This is a genomic window from Streptomyces sp. SLBN-118, assembly GCF_006715635.1.
Classification (GTDB): domain Bacteria; phylum Actinomycetota; class Actinomycetes; order Streptomycetales; family Streptomycetaceae; genus Streptomyces.
Genome location: NZ_VFNP01000001.1, coordinates 3,457,204 through 3,472,861, shown reverse-complemented (window position 1 = coordinate 3,472,861; position 15,658 = coordinate 3,457,204). Strand labels below are relative to the sequence as shown.

General features: G+C 68.3%; 16 protein-coding genes. 12 read left to right on the top strand and 4 right to left on the bottom strand.

Annotation, left to right across the window (positions count from 1 at the left end):
- Positions 1–2: 2 nt before the first annotated feature.
- From nadC to FBY35_RS15745, 7 genes are all read left to right on the top strand, one after another.
- Positions 3–1,031 carry a carboxylating nicotinate-nucleotide diphosphorylase gene (gene nadC, locus FBY35_RS15770; RefSeq protein WP_142214402.1) on the top strand — a complete coding sequence of 343 codons (1,029 nt, stop codon included), beginning with the start codon at positions 3–5 and terminating at the stop codon, positions 1,029–1,031.
- Positions 1,031–1,828, top strand: a complete 798-nt coding sequence (locus tag FBY35_RS15765) for a type III pantothenate kinase (RefSeq protein WP_142214401.1) — start codon at positions 1,031–1,033, stop codon at positions 1,826–1,828. Before nadC ends, FBY35_RS15765 begins: the two co-directional genes overlap by 1 nt.
- 209 nt (positions 1,829–2,037) lie before the next feature.
- A complete protein-coding gene (locus FBY35_RS15760; protein WP_186356995.1) occupies positions 2,038–2,640 on the top strand; it encodes a hypothetical protein in 603 nt (200 codons plus the stop codon).
- 13 nt (positions 2,641–2,653) lie between these two features.
- Complete coding sequence (locus FBY35_RS36430) at positions 2,654–2,827, top strand: hypothetical protein (protein ID WP_186356946.1); 174 nt, start codon at positions 2,654–2,656, stop codon at positions 2,825–2,827.
- Positions 2,828–2,941: 114 nt separating this feature from the next.
- Positions 2,942–3,337 carry a BlaI/MecI/CopY family transcriptional regulator gene (locus tag FBY35_RS15755; protein ID WP_142214399.1) on the top strand — a complete coding sequence of 132 codons (396 nt, stop codon included), beginning with the start codon at positions 2,942–2,944 and terminating at the stop codon, positions 3,335–3,337.
- A gap of 9 nt (positions 3,338–3,346) precedes the next feature.
- Complete coding sequence (locus FBY35_RS15750; protein WP_142214398.1) at positions 3,347–3,868, top strand: amino-acid N-acetyltransferase; 522 nt, start codon at positions 3,347–3,349, stop codon at positions 3,866–3,868.
- A 143-nt stretch (positions 3,869–4,011) separates the two neighbouring features.
- On the top strand, positions 4,012–4,347 hold the full coding sequence (locus tag FBY35_RS15745) for an Lsr2 family protein (protein WP_142214397.1): 336 nt from the start codon (positions 4,012–4,014) through the stop codon (positions 4,345–4,347).
- Here the strand turns inward: FBY35_RS15745 and FBY35_RS15740 are convergent.
- On the bottom strand, positions 4,326–4,904 hold the full coding sequence (locus tag FBY35_RS15740; RefSeq protein WP_142214396.1) for an SCO3374 family protein: 579 nt from the start codon (positions 4,902–4,904) through the stop codon (positions 4,326–4,328). The two genes, FBY35_RS15745 and FBY35_RS15740, sit on opposite strands and share 22 nt — an antisense overlap.
- 431 nt (positions 4,905–5,335) lie before the next feature.
- Between FBY35_RS15740 and FBY35_RS15730 the strand changes: the two genes are divergently transcribed.
- Entirely contained in the window at positions 5,336–7,861 is a 2,526-nt protein-coding gene (locus FBY35_RS15730; protein ID WP_142214395.1) for an ATP-dependent Clp protease ATP-binding subunit, read from the top strand.
- Positions 7,862–7,965: 104 nt separating this feature from the next.
- Here FBY35_RS15730 and dacB read toward each other — a convergent pair whose 3' ends face one another.
- Positions 7,966–9,579: a D-alanyl-D-alanine carboxypeptidase/D-alanyl-D-alanine-endopeptidase gene (gene dacB / locus FBY35_RS15725; protein WP_142214394.1), complete on the bottom strand. Its 1,614-nt coding sequence runs from the start codon at positions 9,577–9,579 to the stop codon at positions 7,966–7,968.
- Positions 9,580–10,113: 534 nt separating this feature from the next.
- Between dacB and FBY35_RS15720 the strand changes: the two genes are divergently transcribed.
- Complete coding sequence (locus FBY35_RS15720; RefSeq protein ID WP_142214393.1) at positions 10,114–10,869, top strand: M23 family metallopeptidase; 756 nt, start codon at positions 10,114–10,116, stop codon at positions 10,867–10,869.
- A 26-nt stretch (positions 10,870–10,895) separates the two neighbouring features.
- Here the strand turns inward: FBY35_RS15720 and FBY35_RS15715 are convergent, their stop codons facing one another.
- The gene (locus FBY35_RS15715) at positions 10,896–11,456 is read right to left on the bottom strand and encodes a TetR/AcrR family transcriptional regulator (protein ID WP_142214392.1); all 561 of its coding nucleotides are present in this window, start codon (positions 11,454–11,456) and stop codon (positions 10,896–10,898) included.
- A gap of 103 nt (positions 11,457–11,559) precedes the next feature.
- Here FBY35_RS15715 and FBY35_RS15710 point away from each other — a divergent pair, with 103 nt between their 5' ends.
- The 3 genes from FBY35_RS15710 to FBY35_RS15700 all read left to right on the top strand — a co-directional run bounded on the left by FBY35_RS15710 (position 11,560) and on the right by FBY35_RS15700 (position 14,270).
- Positions 11,560–13,215 carry an MDR family MFS transporter gene (locus FBY35_RS15710; protein WP_142214391.1) on the top strand — a complete coding sequence of 552 codons (1,656 nt, stop codon included), beginning with the start codon at positions 11,560–11,562 and terminating at the stop codon, positions 13,213–13,215.
- 156 nt (positions 13,216–13,371) lie between these two features.
- Entirely contained in the window at positions 13,372–13,764 is a 393-nt protein-coding gene (locus tag FBY35_RS15705; protein WP_260848695.1) for a helix-turn-helix transcriptional regulator, read from the top strand.
- Positions 13,765–13,823: 59 nt separating this feature from the next.
- Entirely contained in the window at positions 13,824–14,270 is a 447-nt protein-coding gene (locus FBY35_RS15700; RefSeq protein WP_142214390.1) for a VOC family protein, read from the top strand.
- Positions 14,271–14,322: 52 nt separating this feature from the next.
- Here the strand turns inward: FBY35_RS15700 and cseC are convergent, their stop codons facing one another.
- Positions 14,323–15,645, bottom strand: coding sequence for a two-component system sensor histidine kinase CseC (gene cseC / locus FBY35_RS15695; RefSeq protein ID WP_142214389.1), 1,323 nt, complete (start codon positions 15,643–15,645; stop codon positions 14,323–14,325).
- Positions 15,646–15,658: the final 13 nt, after the last annotated feature.

Here is a 15,658-nt window from a genome sequence, read left to right as displayed (position 1 = left end):
CCGTGAGCACGCCCGAAGAACGTCCCCGTCCCGTGGACGTACCGCTGATCCAGATCGGCGCACCCGCCGCCGCCTCCACGGGCGGCTGTGGCGACGCCTGCGGCTGCGGAGGCGACGAGGAGGGGTACGACGAGCTGGAGTGCGGCCTCGACCCCGGCCTCGCCCAGCTGCTGGCAGACGCGGGCCTCGATCCCGTACAGGTCGAGGACATCGCGCACCTCGCCCTCGCCGAGGACCTGGACGGCGGCGTGGATGTCACCACCGTGGCGACCGTCCCCGAGGACGCCGTCGCCACCGGCGACTTCACGGCCCGCGAGGCAGGTACGGTCGCGGGCCTGCGCATCGCCGAGGCCGTCCTGTCCATCGTCTGCACCGACGCCTTCGAGGTCGAGCGGCATGTCGAGGACGGCGAGCGCGTCGTGGCGGGCCAGAAGCTGCTGTCCGTCACCACCAACACCCGCGATCTGCTCACCGGCGAGCGCAGCGCCCTCAATCTGCTGTGCCGCCTCTCCGGCATCGCGACCGCCACGCGCGCGTGGGCCGACGTGCTCGAAGGCACCGGCGCCAGGGTCCGCGACACCCGCAAGACCACGCCCGGACTACGCGCCCTGGAGAAGTACGCGGTGCGCTGCGGTGGCGGCGTCAACCACCGCATGTCGCTGTCGGATGCCGCGCTGGTCAAGGACAACCACGTCGTGGCCGCGGGCGGCGTAGCGGCGGCTTTCAAGGCCGTACGGGAGGCCTTCCCCGACCTCGCCATCGAGGTCGAGGTCGACACCCTGCACCAGGTCCGCGAGGTCCTGGACGCGGGCGCCGACCTGATCCTGCTGGACAACTTCACCCCCGCCGAGACCGAGGAGGCCGTCGCGATGGTCGCGCACCGTGCCCTGCTCGAGTCCTCCGGCCGCCTCAGCCTCGACACCGCTCGGGCCTACGCCGAGACAGGCGTCGACTACCTGGCGGTGGGCGCGCTCACGCACTCCTCCCGGATCCTCGACATCGGTCTCGACCTGCGCGAGGCAGGCATCTGATGCTGCTCACGATCGACGTCGGCAACACCCACACCGTCCTTGGCCTGTTCGACGGCGAGGAGATCGTCGAGCACTGGCGCATCTCCACCGACGCCCGGCGCACCGCCGACGAACTCGCGGTCCTGCTCCAGGGCCTGATGGGCATGCACCCACTGCTCGGCGACGAACTCGGCGACGGCATCGAGGGCATCGCGATCTGCTCCACCGTCCCCTCGGTCCTGCACGAGCTGCGCGAGGTGACCCGCCGCTACTACGGCGACGTCCCCGCCGTCCTCGTCGAGCCCGGCGTCAAGACCGGCGTGCCGGTCCTGACGGACAACCCCAAGGAGGTCGGCGCGGACCGCATCATCAACGCGGTCGCCGCGGTCGACCTGTACGGCGGTCCGGCGATCGTCGTCGACTTCGGTACGGCGACGACGTTCGATGCCGTCAGCGCCCGCGGTGAGTACGTGGGCGGTGTCATCGCCCCGGGCATCGAGATCTCGGTCGACGCGCTCGGCGTCAAGGGCGCCCAGCTGCGCAAGATCGAGGTGATCCGCCCGCGGAGCGTCATCGGCAAGAACACCGTCGAGGCGATGCAGTCGGGCATCGTCTACGGCTTCGCGGGCCAGGTCGACGGAGTGGTCCGCCGCATGAAGGGCGAACTGGCCGACGACCCGGACGACGTGACGGTGATCGCGACGGGCGGCCTGGCGCCGATGGTCCTGGGCGAGGCGTCGGCGATCGACGAACACGAGCCGTGGCTGACGCTGATCGGGCTGCGGCTGGTGTACGAGCGGAACGTCTCGCGTATGTAGCCGGGGCTTCCCCCAGACTCCGTACGGGGTCTGGGGGGAAGCCCCAGTTCGGGACAGGGGCCACCTCCCACGGCCGCCGGAGGGCGGGTCGGGGACCAGCCTCGCCGTGGGCGCACCCCGCCGCGCCCGGGGTCGCGGAATTAACCCGATTTTGTCCAAGTCGCACGTATCGTCGCCCCATGCCCACGCCATACGGATCCCGCGGCGGCATGGCCTTCAGCGCAGACGAGCTGCGTGTGCTCCGACGCGCTCTCGCCAGTGCCCTCCATCCCGCCCCTCTCGTCGACGAAGACGTCCAGGACTGCCTTCGTCTGGCCGATTCCGTGGACGAGGCGGTACGCGAGGCCGGCCGGCTGCGTACGTTTCTCCTCGCCGACCTCGTCCGCTACCGCGAAGCGCTCCCCGGCTCGGCAGCCGGCTATCTGGAGCTCCTCCAGGACGCCCTGGCCGCCGGCTACGACCCCCGCCCGGAGGATCTGGCCGCACTGCGCACCCTGCGCGGTCATCCCGTCGGTGCCGCCGTGCTGCGCCGCTGCCAGACACTCGCCGAGCACTCCGTACGCGCCCGGCTGGCCGGCCGCGCGGTACGGAGCGGGCCGAGCGCACCGACCCCCCGGGCCCGGCTGCTCGCGCTCCCCGGTGGTCGCGCCGCCGACGAGCCGAAGCCGCAGCAGAAACCCCGCGAGAAGCCCCAGCAGGAACCGAGGCCCAAGGCGCCAGCACCGGGCGATCGCCCGGTGCCCAAGCCATCCGAGGTCTTCCCGCCCCGCCGCAAGCCCGTCCCCCCACCGGAACAGCTCGCTGCGGGCTAGCTACTCTGGGGCCATGGACTACGTATCCGCGCTCCTGCCCCCCGTGGTGATGGCCATCTTCTTCACCTACCTGGTCGTGACGATCGTCAAGAGCCAGGGCGGCCCGAACAAGGCCAAGGAAGACGCGCTCGTGGACGCCGCGCTCGCCCGCGCCGAGTCCACCCGCCAGGCCGGCCGCGGCGACTGACGCTCAACGGCGGGCCCCTTCGTATCGAGGACGTACGGCAGATTTCCCGCCGTACGTCCTTTTCGCTGGGGTAATAACAGGCCATTTGGGCACAACTCGCACTATGGTGGCGCTGTGCCCCGCCAATTGGGAGAGCTGGAAGACGCCGTCATGACACGCGTCTGGCAATGGAACCGACCGGTCACCGTCCGGGAAGTCCTTGAAGACCTTCAGCAGGAACGGTCCATCGCCTACACCACCGTCATGACCGTAATGGACAATCTCCATCAGAAGGGCTGGGTGCGCAGGGAAGTCGACGGCCGCGCCTATCGATATACCGCGGTCTCCACCCGCGCCGCCTACGCGGCAGCACTGATGAACGAAGCCTGGTCCCTGAGCGACAACCCCGCCGCGGCACTGGTCGCCTTCTTCAGCATGATGTCGCCCGAGCAGCGAGAGTCCCTGCAAGCCGCCGTCCGTATGGTTCAGGACGACGAGGCCCCTGAGGGCGGTACCTCGCCGGGGCGATAGCGTCGGGCCATGCCTTATGCCGCAGCAAATGCCATCACCGTCCGGCGGGCCAGGACCAGCGATGTGCCCGAGGTCCGCCGGCTCGTCGACCCGTACGTGAGTGAAGGCATCCTGCTCGACAAAGCGACGGTCACCCTTTACGAGGACATCCAGGAGTTCTGGGTCGCGGAACGCGACGAGGACGCCCGGGTGGTCGGCTGCGGCGCACTCCATGTCATGTGGGAAGACCTCGCCGAAGTGCGAACTCTTGCCGTCGATCCCGTCTTCAAGGGCAGCGGCATCGGCCATCACGTACTCGGCAAGCTGCTCCAGACCGCCCGCTGGCTGGGGGTGCGCAAGGTTTTCTGCCTCACCTTCGAAGTGGACTTCTTCTCGAAGCACGGCTTCGTGGAGATCGGAGAAGCTCCGGTCGACGGAGATGTCTACAGCGAGCTGCTGCGTTCCTATGACGAGGGTGTCGCCGAGTTCCTCGGGCTCGAACGAGTGAAGCCGAACACCTTGGGCAACAGCCGGATGCTTCTGCACCTGTGATCACCGCAAGAGACGGAACCCTATGTCCGAATCGCGCATGTTTCCCGCGTTCTCGGGGTTCTGAACCTCTCCCAAGGGTTTGTGTTTTCCAAGGAAAAGCGGTTTCCTTTCCGCGTACTGCATTTTCGATGAAAGGAAATCCGGTGGCACAGAAGGTTCAGGTCCTTCTTGTCGATGACCTCGACGGCGGCGAGGCGGACGAGACGGTGACGTTCGCTCTGGACGGCAAGACCTACGAGATCGACCTCACCACCGCCAATGCGGACAAGCTCCGTGGTCTCCTCGAGCCGTACGCGAAGAGCGGTCGGCGCACGGGCGGTCGCGCCGCGTCCGGCCGTGGCAAGGGTCGTCCCGCCGCGGGCGGTAACAAGGACACCGCAGAAATCCGCGCCTGGGCCAAGGCGAACGGCTTCGAGGTGAACGACCGCGGCCGTGTCCCGGCCACGGTTCGTGAGGCTTACGAGAAGGCCAACGGCTGAGTATTAGTGCGCGGCGTATTCGTACGCAGCAATCGGGCCCGGTGGCACTCGGTCGCCACCGTGTCCACGAGTCGTACGAGATCGGGGCTGATACCCCCACCAGTTCCGGCACTGAGTCCGAATGGGGCCAGAGCCGGCAGCGTCGGCTCCACCTTGCGCCCCGGCACGGGGGGTCGCAGCCATACGGCGGCCCCCCGCGAGCCAGGCCATCCGGGCGGCGGCGGGGCGGTCATCAGTCCGCCCGCGCCGATGGCGGTCAGATCGAGCGCGATCCCGCCCCACTGAAGCCAGTCGAGCAGCCCGGGCAGCTCCTCCGCGCTTCCCGCGGCCACCAGGAACCGCATTCTGCGCCCCATCAGGACCACGGGCCCCGCCGCCCCCGTCCGGCGCAGCACAGCCGCGCCGACGTCCGCAGGCAGCTCCAGCACATCGAAGTGCAGCCCGGTGAGCAGCAGCACCGGAGACCCCTCCAGGGCGGCCCAGCCGAGTTCGTTCTCGTACCACCGTGCGGCACTGCCGTCGCAGGACGAGCGAGGAAGCGGGACGATGGAAGCCATACCCCCGGAACCGGAGAGCGGGCCCGGGAGTTACGCAAAGTGTGAATGCGATTGCACAGGGTGTCCGAGTTGAGGGCGTACGCGCAGATTGCCAGGCGCAAGGTTGTTCGCCCGTAGCTGAGGGAACCGGTGCGCGCCGCATGGACTGTCAGTCCTTACGGGTAAGACATTCCTAGTGGGGAGGGGCGACACGCTCGCAGGTCAGTCTCACGTTCGCCATCGGCGTAGCGGTGGTGAGGGTAACTGCCTGGCCTGCGGGAACATCGTCTCGCACCATCGGGTTGGAGCAGTTGTCGGCGTTCAGCGGTCAGGAGGCCACAGACGGGTGTCGGCAGTTGGAATGAGCGGTCCCCGCTTGCGGGACTAAGCTGCGGAAGGACAGGGAGGGGACCGACCCCTTACTGCCTGACCGCTCTGAGGAGCGATTAACGATGTTCGAGAGGTTCACCGACCGCGCGCGGCGGGTTGTCGTCCTGGCTCAGGAAGAAGCCCGGATGCTCAACCACAACTACATCGGCACCGAGCACATCCTCCTGGGCCTTATCCACGAGGGTGAGGGTGTCGCCGCTAAGGCCCTGGAGAGCCTCGGGATTTCGCTCGAGGCGGTCCGCCAGCAGGTGGAGGAGATCATCGGGCAGGGCCAGCAGGCTCCGTCCGGGCACATCCCCTTCACCCCCCGTGCCAAGAAGGTGCTGGAGCTTTCGCTCCGAGAGGCCCTTCAGCTGGGCCACAACTACATCGGCACGGAGCACATCCTGCTCGGCCTGATCCGCGAGGGCGAGGGCGTCGCCGCCCAGGTCCTCGTGAAGCTCGGCGCCGATCTCAACCGGGTGCGGCAGCAGGTCATCCAGCTGCTCTCCGGCTACCAGGGCAAGGAAGCCGCCACGGCAGGCGGCCCGGCCGAGGGCACGCCCTCGACCTCGCTCGTCCTGGACCAGTTCGGCCGGAATCTCACCCAGGCCGCTCGCGAATCCAAGCTCGACCCGGTCATCGGGCGCGAGAAGGAGATCGAGCGGGTCATGCAGGTGCTCTCCCGCCGTACCAAGAACAACCCGGTTCTCATCGGCGAGCCCGGCGTCGGCAAGACGGCGGTCGTCGAGGGCCTGGCGCAGGCCATCGTCAAGGGCGAGGTGCCCGAGACCCTCAAGGACAAGCACCTCTACACCCTGGACCTCGGCGCGTTGGTCGCCGGCTCCCGTTACCGCGGTGACTTCGAGGAGCGCCTGAAGAAGGTCCTCAAGGAGATCCGCACCCGCGGCGACATCATCCTGTTCATCGACGAGCTCCACACCCTGGTGGGTGCGGGTGCCGCCGAGGGCGCGATCGACGCCGCGTCGATCCTCAAGCCGATGCTGGCGCGGGGCGAGCTGCAGACCATCGGTGCTACGACGCTGGACGAGTACCGCAAGCACCTGGAGAAGGACGCCGCGCTGGAGCGCCGCTTCCAGCCCATCCAGGTCGCGGAGCCGTCGCTGCCGCACACCATCGAGATCCTCAAGGGCCTGCGGGACCGCTACGAGGCCCACCACCGCGTCTCCATCACGGACGAGGCGCTGGTCCAGGCCGCGACGCTGGCAGACAGGTACATCTCGGACCGCTTCCTGCCGGACAAGGCGATCGACCTGATCGACGAGGCCGGCTCCCGGATGCGTATCCGCCGGATGACCGCGCCGCCGGACCTCCGCGAGTTCGACGAGAAGATCGCGGGCGTCCGCCGCGACAAGGAGTCGGCGATCGACTCGCAGGACTTCGAGAAGGCGGCCTCTCTCCGCGACAAGGAGAAGCAGCTGCTGGCCGCCAAGACCAAGCGCGAGAAGGAATGGAAGGCCGGCGACATGGACGTCGTCGCCGAGGTCGACGGTGAGCTCATCGCCGAGGTCCTCGCCACGGCGACCGGCATTCCCGTCTTCAAGCTCACCGAGGAAGAGTCTTCCCGGCTGCTGCGCATGGAGGACGAGCTCCACAAGCGCGTCATCGGTCAGAAGGACGCCATCAAGGCCCTCTCGCAGGCCATTCGCCGTACGCGAGCGGGTCTGAAGGACCCGAAGCGCCCCGGTGGCTCGTTCATCTTCGCCGGCCCGTCCGGTGTCGGTAAGACCGAGCTCTCCAAGACGCTCGCCGAATTCCTCTTCGGCGACGAGGATGCGCTGATCTCCCTCGACATGTCGGAGTTCAGCGAGAAGCACACGGTTTCCCGTCTCTTCGGTTCCCCGCCCGGTTACGTGGGATACGAAGAGGGCGGCCAGCTCACCGAGAAGGTGCGCCGGAAGCCGTTCTCCGTCGTTCTCTTCGACGAGGTCGAGAAGGCCCACCCCGATATCTTCAATTCCCTTCTGCAGATCCTGGAGGACGGTCGGCTGACCGACTCCCAGGGCCGCGTCGTGGACTTCAAGAACACGGTCATCATCATGACGACCAACCTCGGGACCCGGGACATCTCGAAGGGCTTCAACCTGGGCTTCGCGGCGCAGGGAGACGTCAAGTCGAACTACGACCGGATGAAGGCCAAGGTCAACGAAGAGCTGAAGCAGCACTTCCGGCCCGAGTTCCTCAACCGTGTCGACGACACGGTGGTCTTCCACCAGCTGACCGAGGACGACATCATCCAGATCGTCGACCTCATGATCGCCAAGGTGGACGAGCGCCTGAAGGACCGCGACATGGGCCTGGAGCTCAGCCCCACGGCCAAGTCGCTGCTCGCGAAGAAGGGCTACGACCCGGTTCTGGGCGCCCGGCCGCTGCGCCGGACGATCCAGCGCGAGATCGAGGACATCCTGTCGGAGAAGATCCTCTTCGGCGAGCTGCGCCCCGGTCACATCGTGGTGGTGGACACCGAGGGCGAGGGTGAGGAGAAGACGTTCACCTTCCGCGGCGAGGAGAAGTCGGCGCTGCCGGACGTCCCGCCGATCGAGCAGGCGGCCGGCGGAGCCGGGCCGAACCTGTCGAAGGACGCGTAGCGCTCCGAGAGTCTGAAGGGGCTGCCCCGGACCGTTCGTACGGTCCGGGGCAGCCCCTTTTCTTTGCCCGTCCGGTCAGTGGCATCGCGAGGGCGACCGGAGTTTCAGCAGAACTTCGGCTTCTGCCAGGAGCATTCGAGGTCGGACGGAACCTCATGGGTGCGCACCGCGTTGGGCAGTGTGGCGGTGATCGTTCCCGCCCCCGTGTCCGACCCGGCCAGCGTGACCACGATCGCGTCCTCGATGCTCTTCACCGAGGACGCCAGGTAGTTGTTGAGAACGATGCTGTAGACGAGCTCGCGGCCCGCGGCGTCCTTCACATATCCCGACAGCGCCGAGGCTCCTGTCAACGACCCTGTCTTGCCACGGGCGTTGAGGGCCGCCGAGGTTCCGCACATGCGGGAGCGCAGGGTCCCGCCGATCGCGCGGTCGGTGTTGCAGGCCACCGGGAGAGAGGCGTGCCAGTCGCCGTACCAGGGGGCGTCACGTACGGAGAGGAGCAGCGTGGCGAGTTGTTCGGCCGGGAAGAGGTTCATACGGGTCAGGCCCGAGCCGTCCAACTGGCGGATTGTGGAGGTCCGTACGCCCTCCTTCTGCAGGTAATCGCCGATCGCCGACAGGCCCGCGTCCCAGCTGCCGCGACCGGCGGTCTCATAGCCGATCGTTTTGGTGAGTGTCTCGGCGTGCATGTTGTTGGACAGCTTCATGAAGGGGAACATCAGCTCCCGAAGCGGCATGGAGCTGTGGGAAGCCAGCAGTTTCGCGCCCGGCGGGGTCGCGCGGCCGAGGCGGGGGCTGCCCGCGACGCGTACGCCGTGCTGGGCGAGCGCATCGGAGAAAACCGCGGCGGCGTAGCCCGTGGGCTCCCAGGTGGTCACCCACTCCTTGGTCGCGCTCGCGCCGACGGGGATGTCCCCGCTGACCACGATCGTGTTCGTGCCGTGCTGCCTTTCGATGGCGAGGGTGTCGCTCTGACCGGCGGGGACCGTGGTGCCGAGGTTGTCGATGCGTACGTAGTCGGTGGGCGGGGTGAGGCTCACGCGCGGCTTGTCACCGGGGGCGGCGCCGGGCAGCGCCTCGACGATGACCGTGCCGGAGTCGTAGTCCGTGTCGGGCGCGACGGTGAGGGGGGAGATCTGCGCGGAGTAGTACGAGGACTCGTCGTCGGCTGCCCAGGAGCGGCCGAGGCGCTGGGTGTCGAAACGCGTGTCGTCCGCGACGAGGCGGCCGGTGACGCGCTTCACGCCCGAGGCGGCGAGGTCGGCGGCGAGCCGATCGTAGTCCTTGGCGAGGGTCGTGGGGTCGCCGCCGCCGCGCAGATAGAGGTCGCCGCGCAGGGTGGAGCCGTGACGGCCGCCGGTGGACAGGACGTCGGTGCGGAAGCGGTAGTCGGGACCGAGCAGGGCCATCGCCGCGGTGGAGGTGGCGAGTTTGGTGTTGGAGGCGGGCATCAGGCGGTCGCCGCCGTCCCGCTGGTAGAGCCGCTCCCCGGTGGCGGCGTCGGCGATGACCACGCTTGCTGCCCCGCCGTCCATGCGGGCGTCGGCGAGGATCGCGTCGATGGCGCCTTTGAGCCCGGTGTCGGAGGGTCCGGCTCCCGCGGGTGCGCTCCAGGTGAGTGCGGACGTGAGGATGCAGGCGAGGCCTAAGAGAGCGGGCCTGAGCCGGCCGCGGAGCTGTCCGCGGCCTCGGGAAGGGCGAATCACGGGTCTACTCATGGCACAGGAGCATCCCGGAGGCGGGGCGGGGCGTGAAGGTGGCGGTTCGGTCGTATCAGCCGCTTCCGATGGCTCAATATCGGGCGAAACGGGCAATTGCGGCATGGGAGTTGGTGTGTCGCGGGTAACATCCGCGGGCCCTGCCGCGCCCCGGGGCCGTGATAAGGCACACAGGCCCATCCGGCCCTACTAGCCGGAATAGGAGCACCGGCCGCCCCTCGAAGGGGACCTGCGGTCCGGGTCCCCCCGAGGCCTTTGGTCCATGACTGGGCGAGAGGTGCTTATCCGGGCGTGATGTCGGCTTCGCTCGGTTCGTACAAGGGCTTAAACCTCTCCTCTCTGGGATATTTTGTCCGATTTTCGAGCCACTCCGGTTGAGTCGGGGATGGCGTCAAGAAGTGAATCCAGGGCGCTCCGGCTACGACGCAATGTCGTAGATGGGGGGTTTGGGGTGGAACGGGAGCTCGGGTTACCAAGGGACGGCCAGCCCGGTGCCAGCGCGCCGGGTCCACTTACGCCCGGAGGTTCTCCCGTATGTCGAAGCGCGTCATCAACCACCGTCTCCGCCCGTCCGTGCTCCGCAACCGTGGTGCCGTCGTGGCCGCCGGACTCGGCGCCGTGATGGTCGTCGGAGCCGGTGCGGGTGTCGCCTCCGCAACTGCGGGCCAGGCGGCGGCCAAGACCCCCGCCGCCGCCGTGGCCGTCCAGGCCGACGTGCAGGCCAAGGCCGCCGCAGCAGCGAAGGCTGCCAAGGCCAAGGCCGCCGCGGCCGCCAAGGCCGCCGCCAAGGCGAAGGCCCTCAAGGCCGCGCACGCCAAGGCGCTGAAGGCCGCCGCCGCGAAGGCTGCCAAAGCCAAGGCCGCCAAGAAGGTCGGCTGGGTCAAGCCTGTCGCCCACTACAGCCTGAGCGCGAGCTTCAACCAGGGCGGCGCCATGTGGTCCCACAAGCACTCCGGCCAGGACTTCGCCGTTCCGGTGGGCACCCTGGTCAAGGCCACCCATGGCGGTGTCGTCGTGAAGGCCGGCCCCTACGGCGGCGGCGACGGTCCCGCGTACGGCAACGCGATTGTGATCAAGCACTCCAACGGCAGGTACTCGCAGTACGCCCACCTGTCGAAGATCAACGTGCGCGTCGGCCAGCACGTGAAGACCGGCCAGGGCATTGCCCGCTCGGGCAACACGGGCAACTCCTCCGGCCCGCACCTGCACTTCGAGATCCGTACCACCCCGGACTACGGCTCCGCGCTCAACCCGATCACCTTCCTGCGTGCCAAGGGCGTCTCCATCTGACCCACCGCGCCTGGCGCGGCAGCGCGTCAGCCCTTGACGCCGTGAGCCTGGCTCACGAGATCGATGGCGACCTCGAGGACGGCCATGCGCTTGTCCTCCGGGTCGCCTTCGACGTCCTTGAGCAGGAACATCCCGGCGTGCATCGTGAAGAGTGCGCTGAAGCAGCGGACCTGGTCGGGCAGCGCCGCCTCGGGCTCCTTGATCAGGTCGAGCATCAGCAGCATCCGGTCCTTGAAGGTCTCGCCGATGCTCAGATCCCGCAGCGTTGCCTGGTTCTCCTGCATGAAGCGGAAGAGCGGGGCCGCACCGAGCAGTGCCTCGCTGTAGCGGCGCAGGATCTCCTTCTTCGTCTCCAGGGTGTGCGGCTGGGTCTGCGCCCATTCGATCAGCAGGTCCATGGGCCTGGTCAGGTCCTGGAAGAGGCTGATGAGGATGTCTTCCTTGGTCTTGAAGTGGTAGTACAGCGCGGCCTTGGTGACGTCGAGGGCCTCCGCGATCTCGCGCAGTGACGTCTTCTCGTAGCCCTGCTCGGCGAAGAGCTCCAGGGCCACGTCCTGAATGCGCTGGCGGGTGTTGCCTCTGGCCATGGGGCTCTCCTGGAAACTTACTTGACGCCCGGCTAGTTGCGGGGCTACCGTCCCAGTGTAGTCAACTAGCCGGGCGGCAAGTAAGTGTCGGGGAGTGGGAACGATGGCCGGTATAGCGCGGAACAGGAAAAAGCCGGGCGCCGATGCGCAGGACCAGCAACAGGCGAAGCAACAGTCACAGGAGCAGCAGGAGGCTCAGCCGCAGGCGCGCAGCGTCCGGGTCGTCATCCTCGCGCTCATGATCGCCATGCTGCTGGCCATGCTCGACAACATGATCGTAGGCACCGCGATGCCGACCATCGTCGGTGAGCTCGGTGGCCTGGAGCATCTGTCCTGGGTCGTCACCGCGTACACCCTTGCCACCGCGGCCTCCACCCCGATCTGGGGCAAGCTCGGCGACATGTACGGCCGCAAGGGCACCTTCCTCACCTCCATCGTGCTCTTCCTGATCGGCTCGGCACTCAGCGGCATGGCGCAGGACATGGGCCAGCTCATCGGCTTCCGCGCCATCCAGGGACTGGGCGCGGGCGGTCTGATCGTCGGTGTCATGGCGATCATCGGCGATCTGGTTCCACCGCGGGAGCGCGGCAGGTACCAGGGCATGATGGCGGCCGTCATGGCCGTCGCGATGATCGGCGGACCGCTGGCCGGCGGCACCATCACCGACCACCTCGGCTGGCGCTGGTCCTTCTACATCAACCTGCCGCTCGGTGTCGTGGCCCTCGCCATGGTCACCGCGGTGCTGCACCTGCCGAAGAAGCAGCGGACCAAAGCGCGCATCGACTATCTGGGCGCCGGGCTGCTGACCGTGGGCATCACCTCGATCGTGCTCGTGACCACCTGGGGCGGTACGGAGTACGCCTGGGACTCAGCCGTGATCATGGAGCTCATCGCGATCGGAGTGGCCGCGCTCACCGGCTTCTTCTTCGTCGAGACCAAGGCCGCCGAGCCGATCATGCCGCTGCACATCTTCCGCAGCCGCAACTTCGCACTGATGTCGGTGATCGGCTTCCTGACGGGATTCGTGATGTTCGGCGCGGTGCTGTTCCTGCCGCTGTTCCAGCAGTCGGTCCAGGGCGCGTCCGCGACCAACTCCGGCCTGCTGCTGCTCCCGATGCTGATGTCGATGCTCGTGGTCTCGATGATCGCGGGCCGGGTCACCACCAGCACCGGCAAGTACCGGCTCTTCCCGATCATCGGTGGCGGGCTGATGATGACCGGCCTGTACCTGCTCTCGACGATGGACACCGAGACCTCGCGGCTGACCTCCGGCCTCTACATGGCGGTGCTCGGCGCCGGCATGGGTTTCCTGATGCAGATCACCATGCTGGTCGCCCAGAACAGTGTGGAGCTGAAGGACATGGGCGTCGCGTCCTCCGGCGCCACCCTCTTCCGTACGCTCGGCAGCTCCTTCGGCGTCGCGATCATGGGCGCGCTGTTCACCAGCCGGGTGCAGGACGAGATGGCGGCCAGGGGCGGCTCGGCGATCACCGAGCGTTCCGCGCAGCTGGACGCCGCGAGCCTGGCCAAGCTGCCGGACCCGGTGAGGGAGGCCTACCAGTTCGCGGTGTCGTCCGGCACCCACGCGGCTTTCCTTCTGGGGGCGGCGGTCGCGGTGATCGGCTTCCTGGCGGCGTTCTTCGTCAAGGAGGTGCCGCTGCGCGGGGCGGCACCGGCGCCCGCCTCGGAACCGGGCGCGGACGCCCAGCAGAGTGCGGTCGCGGAACAGGGTGGCGAGAAGGTCGCCGAGACGGTCTGACCGCCCGAACCCCGCAGAATGCCTGGCTGAGGCCCCCGGTGTGCACACCGGGGGCCGTTGTCAGTGGTGCGTGCCAGCATCGGACATGTGGAAAGCACCACTACGGCGCCGGCGCGCCTGGCCCATCTGCGGCAGCTGCGCCTCGCCAAGGACGCCATGGACCGCGACTGGGCCGAGCCGCTCGACCTCGACGCGGTGGCCGCCCATGCCGGGTATTCGCGGTATCACTTCGTTCGCGCCTTCAAGGCGGTGTATGGACAGACGCCCGGCCAGTACCTGTCCCGCAGGCGCATAGAGCGGGCCGAGGAGCTGCTGCGCTCGGCGGATCTGTCCGTCACCGAGATCTGCACGCTGGTCGGCTTCAGCAGCCTCGGCACCTTCTCGACGCGCTTCAAGAAACAGACCGGGCTCACGCCGAGCGAGTACCGCGCCCGGCACGTGGGGCGCGGGGCCGCGCTGATACCGGGGTGTTATGCCCTGCTGTGGGCGGGCGGCTTCCCCGCGAAACAGGGTCCGGGCCGACAGAGCAATTCTGGAGAAGCCGGCTGACCGGGGCGCTGCCTACGGTGGCACCACAAGCAGGGACCAACCCCACCGAGGAGCACCTCATGATCAAGGGTCTTGCCATTTCCACGGTCTGGGTCCTGGACCAGGACCGGGCCAAGGAGTTCTACACCGAGAAGCTCGGCCTCGAAGTCCGCACGGACATGACCATGGGCGACGGCGGAATGCGCTGGCTGACCGTCGGAGCCAAGAACCAGCCGGACGTGGAGCTGACGCTGATGGTGCCGGGCGCGCCCGCGATGGACCCGGAGGCGGCCGAGGCGATGAAGACGCTCATCAGCAAGGGCGTCATGGGAGCGGGGGTTCTGACCACCGACGACGTCCACGGGGACTACGAGAAGCTGAAGGCGCGCGGCGTGGAGTTCATACAGGCGCCGCAGGAGCGTCCGTACGGTACGGAGGCGATCCTGCGCGACGACTCGGGCAACTGGTACTCCTTCACGCAGCGGCGCGAGGGCGGCCTCGACCTCGACAAGGACTGGGCCCCCTAGCCCGCGAGCTCTCCAGTTCTCCAGTTCTCCGGTCCGGGAGTCCTGGAGGCCTCTAGTCCTGGAGCGGCATCATCGGGAAGCTGCCGGTGTTCGTCGGCGCGTGCTCGGGCAGCCACAGCACCGCGATCGCGCCGCCCGACTCGCCCAGCGGCGTCTCCATTCCTTCCGGCGCGGCATTGCGGAAAGTCAGCCGTGCCCCGAGGACGCGCGCCTGGCCCGCAGCGATCGTCAGACCCAGGCCGTGGCCCGTGCCGGCCCGGTCGCTGGCGCCCGTCCGGAAGCGGCTCGGACCCTCGCGCAGCAGCGCCTCGGGAAAGCCGGGGCCGTGGTCGCGGACGCGCACCACGCGGCCCTCCACGGTGACCTCGACCGGCGGCTTTCCGTACTTGGCGGCGTTGGTCAGCAGGTTGAGCAGGATGCGTTCGAGGCGGCGCGGGTCGGTGCTCACCCAGGACTCGTGCACGACCCGGACCACCACGTCCGGATTCAGTGCCGTGATCCTGCGGCTGACGAACTCGCCGAGCGCGATCTCCTGGAGTTCGGCCCGCTCCGACGCGCTGTCGAGCCTGGCCACCTCCAGGACGTCCTCGACCAGTGTCCGCATGGCCTGCGCCCGGTCCCGTACGAGCTCGCTGGGGCGGCCGGGCGGCAGCAGCTCGGCGGCCGTGAGCAGCCCGGTGACGGGAGTGCGCAGCTCGTGCGCGATGTCGGCGGTGACGCGGCGCTCGGCCTCGAGGCGCCCGTTCAGCGCGTCGGTGAGCGCGTCGACGGCGCGGGCCAGATCGTCGGTCTCGTCGCGTACGACACCGCTGATGGCGTGCCTGACCCGTACGTCCGTATTGCCCTGCGCGACATCGCGGGCGGCAGCGGCGGCCTTGCGCAGTCTGCGCGAGAGCTGTCCGCCTATCAGCACGCCGAGCGCGCACCCGCCGAACACCACCGAGACCGAGCCGATGATCAGCGCCCGGTCGAGGTCGTTCAGGATGGTGGCGCTCTGGCCCGCGAACTGGCTGTGCAGGGAGAGCACATCGCCGTTGGAGAGGGGGACGGCGGCCCAGATGTCGGGCGGGCTGCGGTGGCTCTCGTCCACGAAGCTGCCACGCCGCTTCTCCCGCATCAGCTTCTGGAGCGACTTGGGCAGCGCGGGATCATTGACCTTGGTGTTGAAGCGGGGGTCCTTGTTCTTGGACGTCTCGTACCAGCGCTGCGCGAGCAGCACCCGGTCCATCTGTACATCGCGCGCGTTGTCCAGCATCGAGACGCGGGCTGCGTTGTGCACGACAAGACTCAGCGCCACAGCGATCAGTGCACCCACGGACGCGATCGCGATGCTGATCTTCCATCGGACGCCGGTGCGCAGTACGAGCCGCCTCATGCCTTGTGGTCCT

Bases quoted from the DNA above. Each gene is read 5' to 3' on its own strand.
- FBY35_RS15765 (WP_142214401.1), top strand. From the start codon at position 1,031: ATGCTGCTCACGATCGACGTCGGCAACACCCACACCGTCCTTGGCCTG.
- FBY35_RS15760 (WP_186356995.1), top strand. From the start codon at position 2,038: ATGGCCTTCAGCGCAGACGAGCTGCGTGTGCTCCGACGCGCTCTCGCC.
- FBY35_RS36430 (WP_186356946.1), top strand. From the start codon at position 2,654: ATGGACTACGTATCCGCGCTCCTGCCCCCCGTGGTGATGGCCATCTTC.
- FBY35_RS15750 (WP_142214398.1), top strand. From the start codon at position 3,347: ATGCCTTATGCCGCAGCAAATGCCATCACCGTCCGGCGGGCCAGGACC.
- FBY35_RS15740 (WP_142214396.1), bottom strand. From the start codon at position 4,904: ATGGCTTCCATCGTCCCGCTTCCTCGCTCGTCCTGCGACGGCAGTGCC.
- FBY35_RS15730 (WP_142214395.1), top strand. From the start codon at position 5,336: ATGTTCGAGAGGTTCACCGACCGCGCGCGGCGGGTTGTCGTCCTGGCT.
- dacB (WP_142214394.1), bottom strand. From the start codon at position 9,579: ATGAGTAGACCCGTGATTCGCCCTTCCCGAGGCCGCGGACAGCTCCGC.
- FBY35_RS15720 (WP_142214393.1), top strand. From the start codon at position 10,114: ATGTCGAAGCGCGTCATCAACCACCGTCTCCGCCCGTCCGTGCTCCGC.
- FBY35_RS15715 (WP_142214392.1), bottom strand. From the start codon at position 11,456: ATGGCCAGAGGCAACACCCGCCAGCGCATTCAGGACGTGGCCCTGGAG.
- FBY35_RS15710 (WP_142214391.1), top strand. From the start codon at position 11,560: ATGGCCGGTATAGCGCGGAACAGGAAAAAGCCGGGCGCCGATGCGCAG.
- FBY35_RS15705 (WP_260848695.1), top strand. From the start codon at position 13,372: ATGGACCGCGACTGGGCCGAGCCGCTCGACCTCGACGCGGTGGCCGCC.
- FBY35_RS15700 (WP_142214390.1), top strand. From the start codon at position 13,824: ATGATCAAGGGTCTTGCCATTTCCACGGTCTGGGTCCTGGACCAGGAC.
- cseC (WP_142214389.1), bottom strand. From the start codon at position 15,645: ATGAGGCGGCTCGTACTGCGCACCGGCGTCCGATGGAAGATCAGCATC.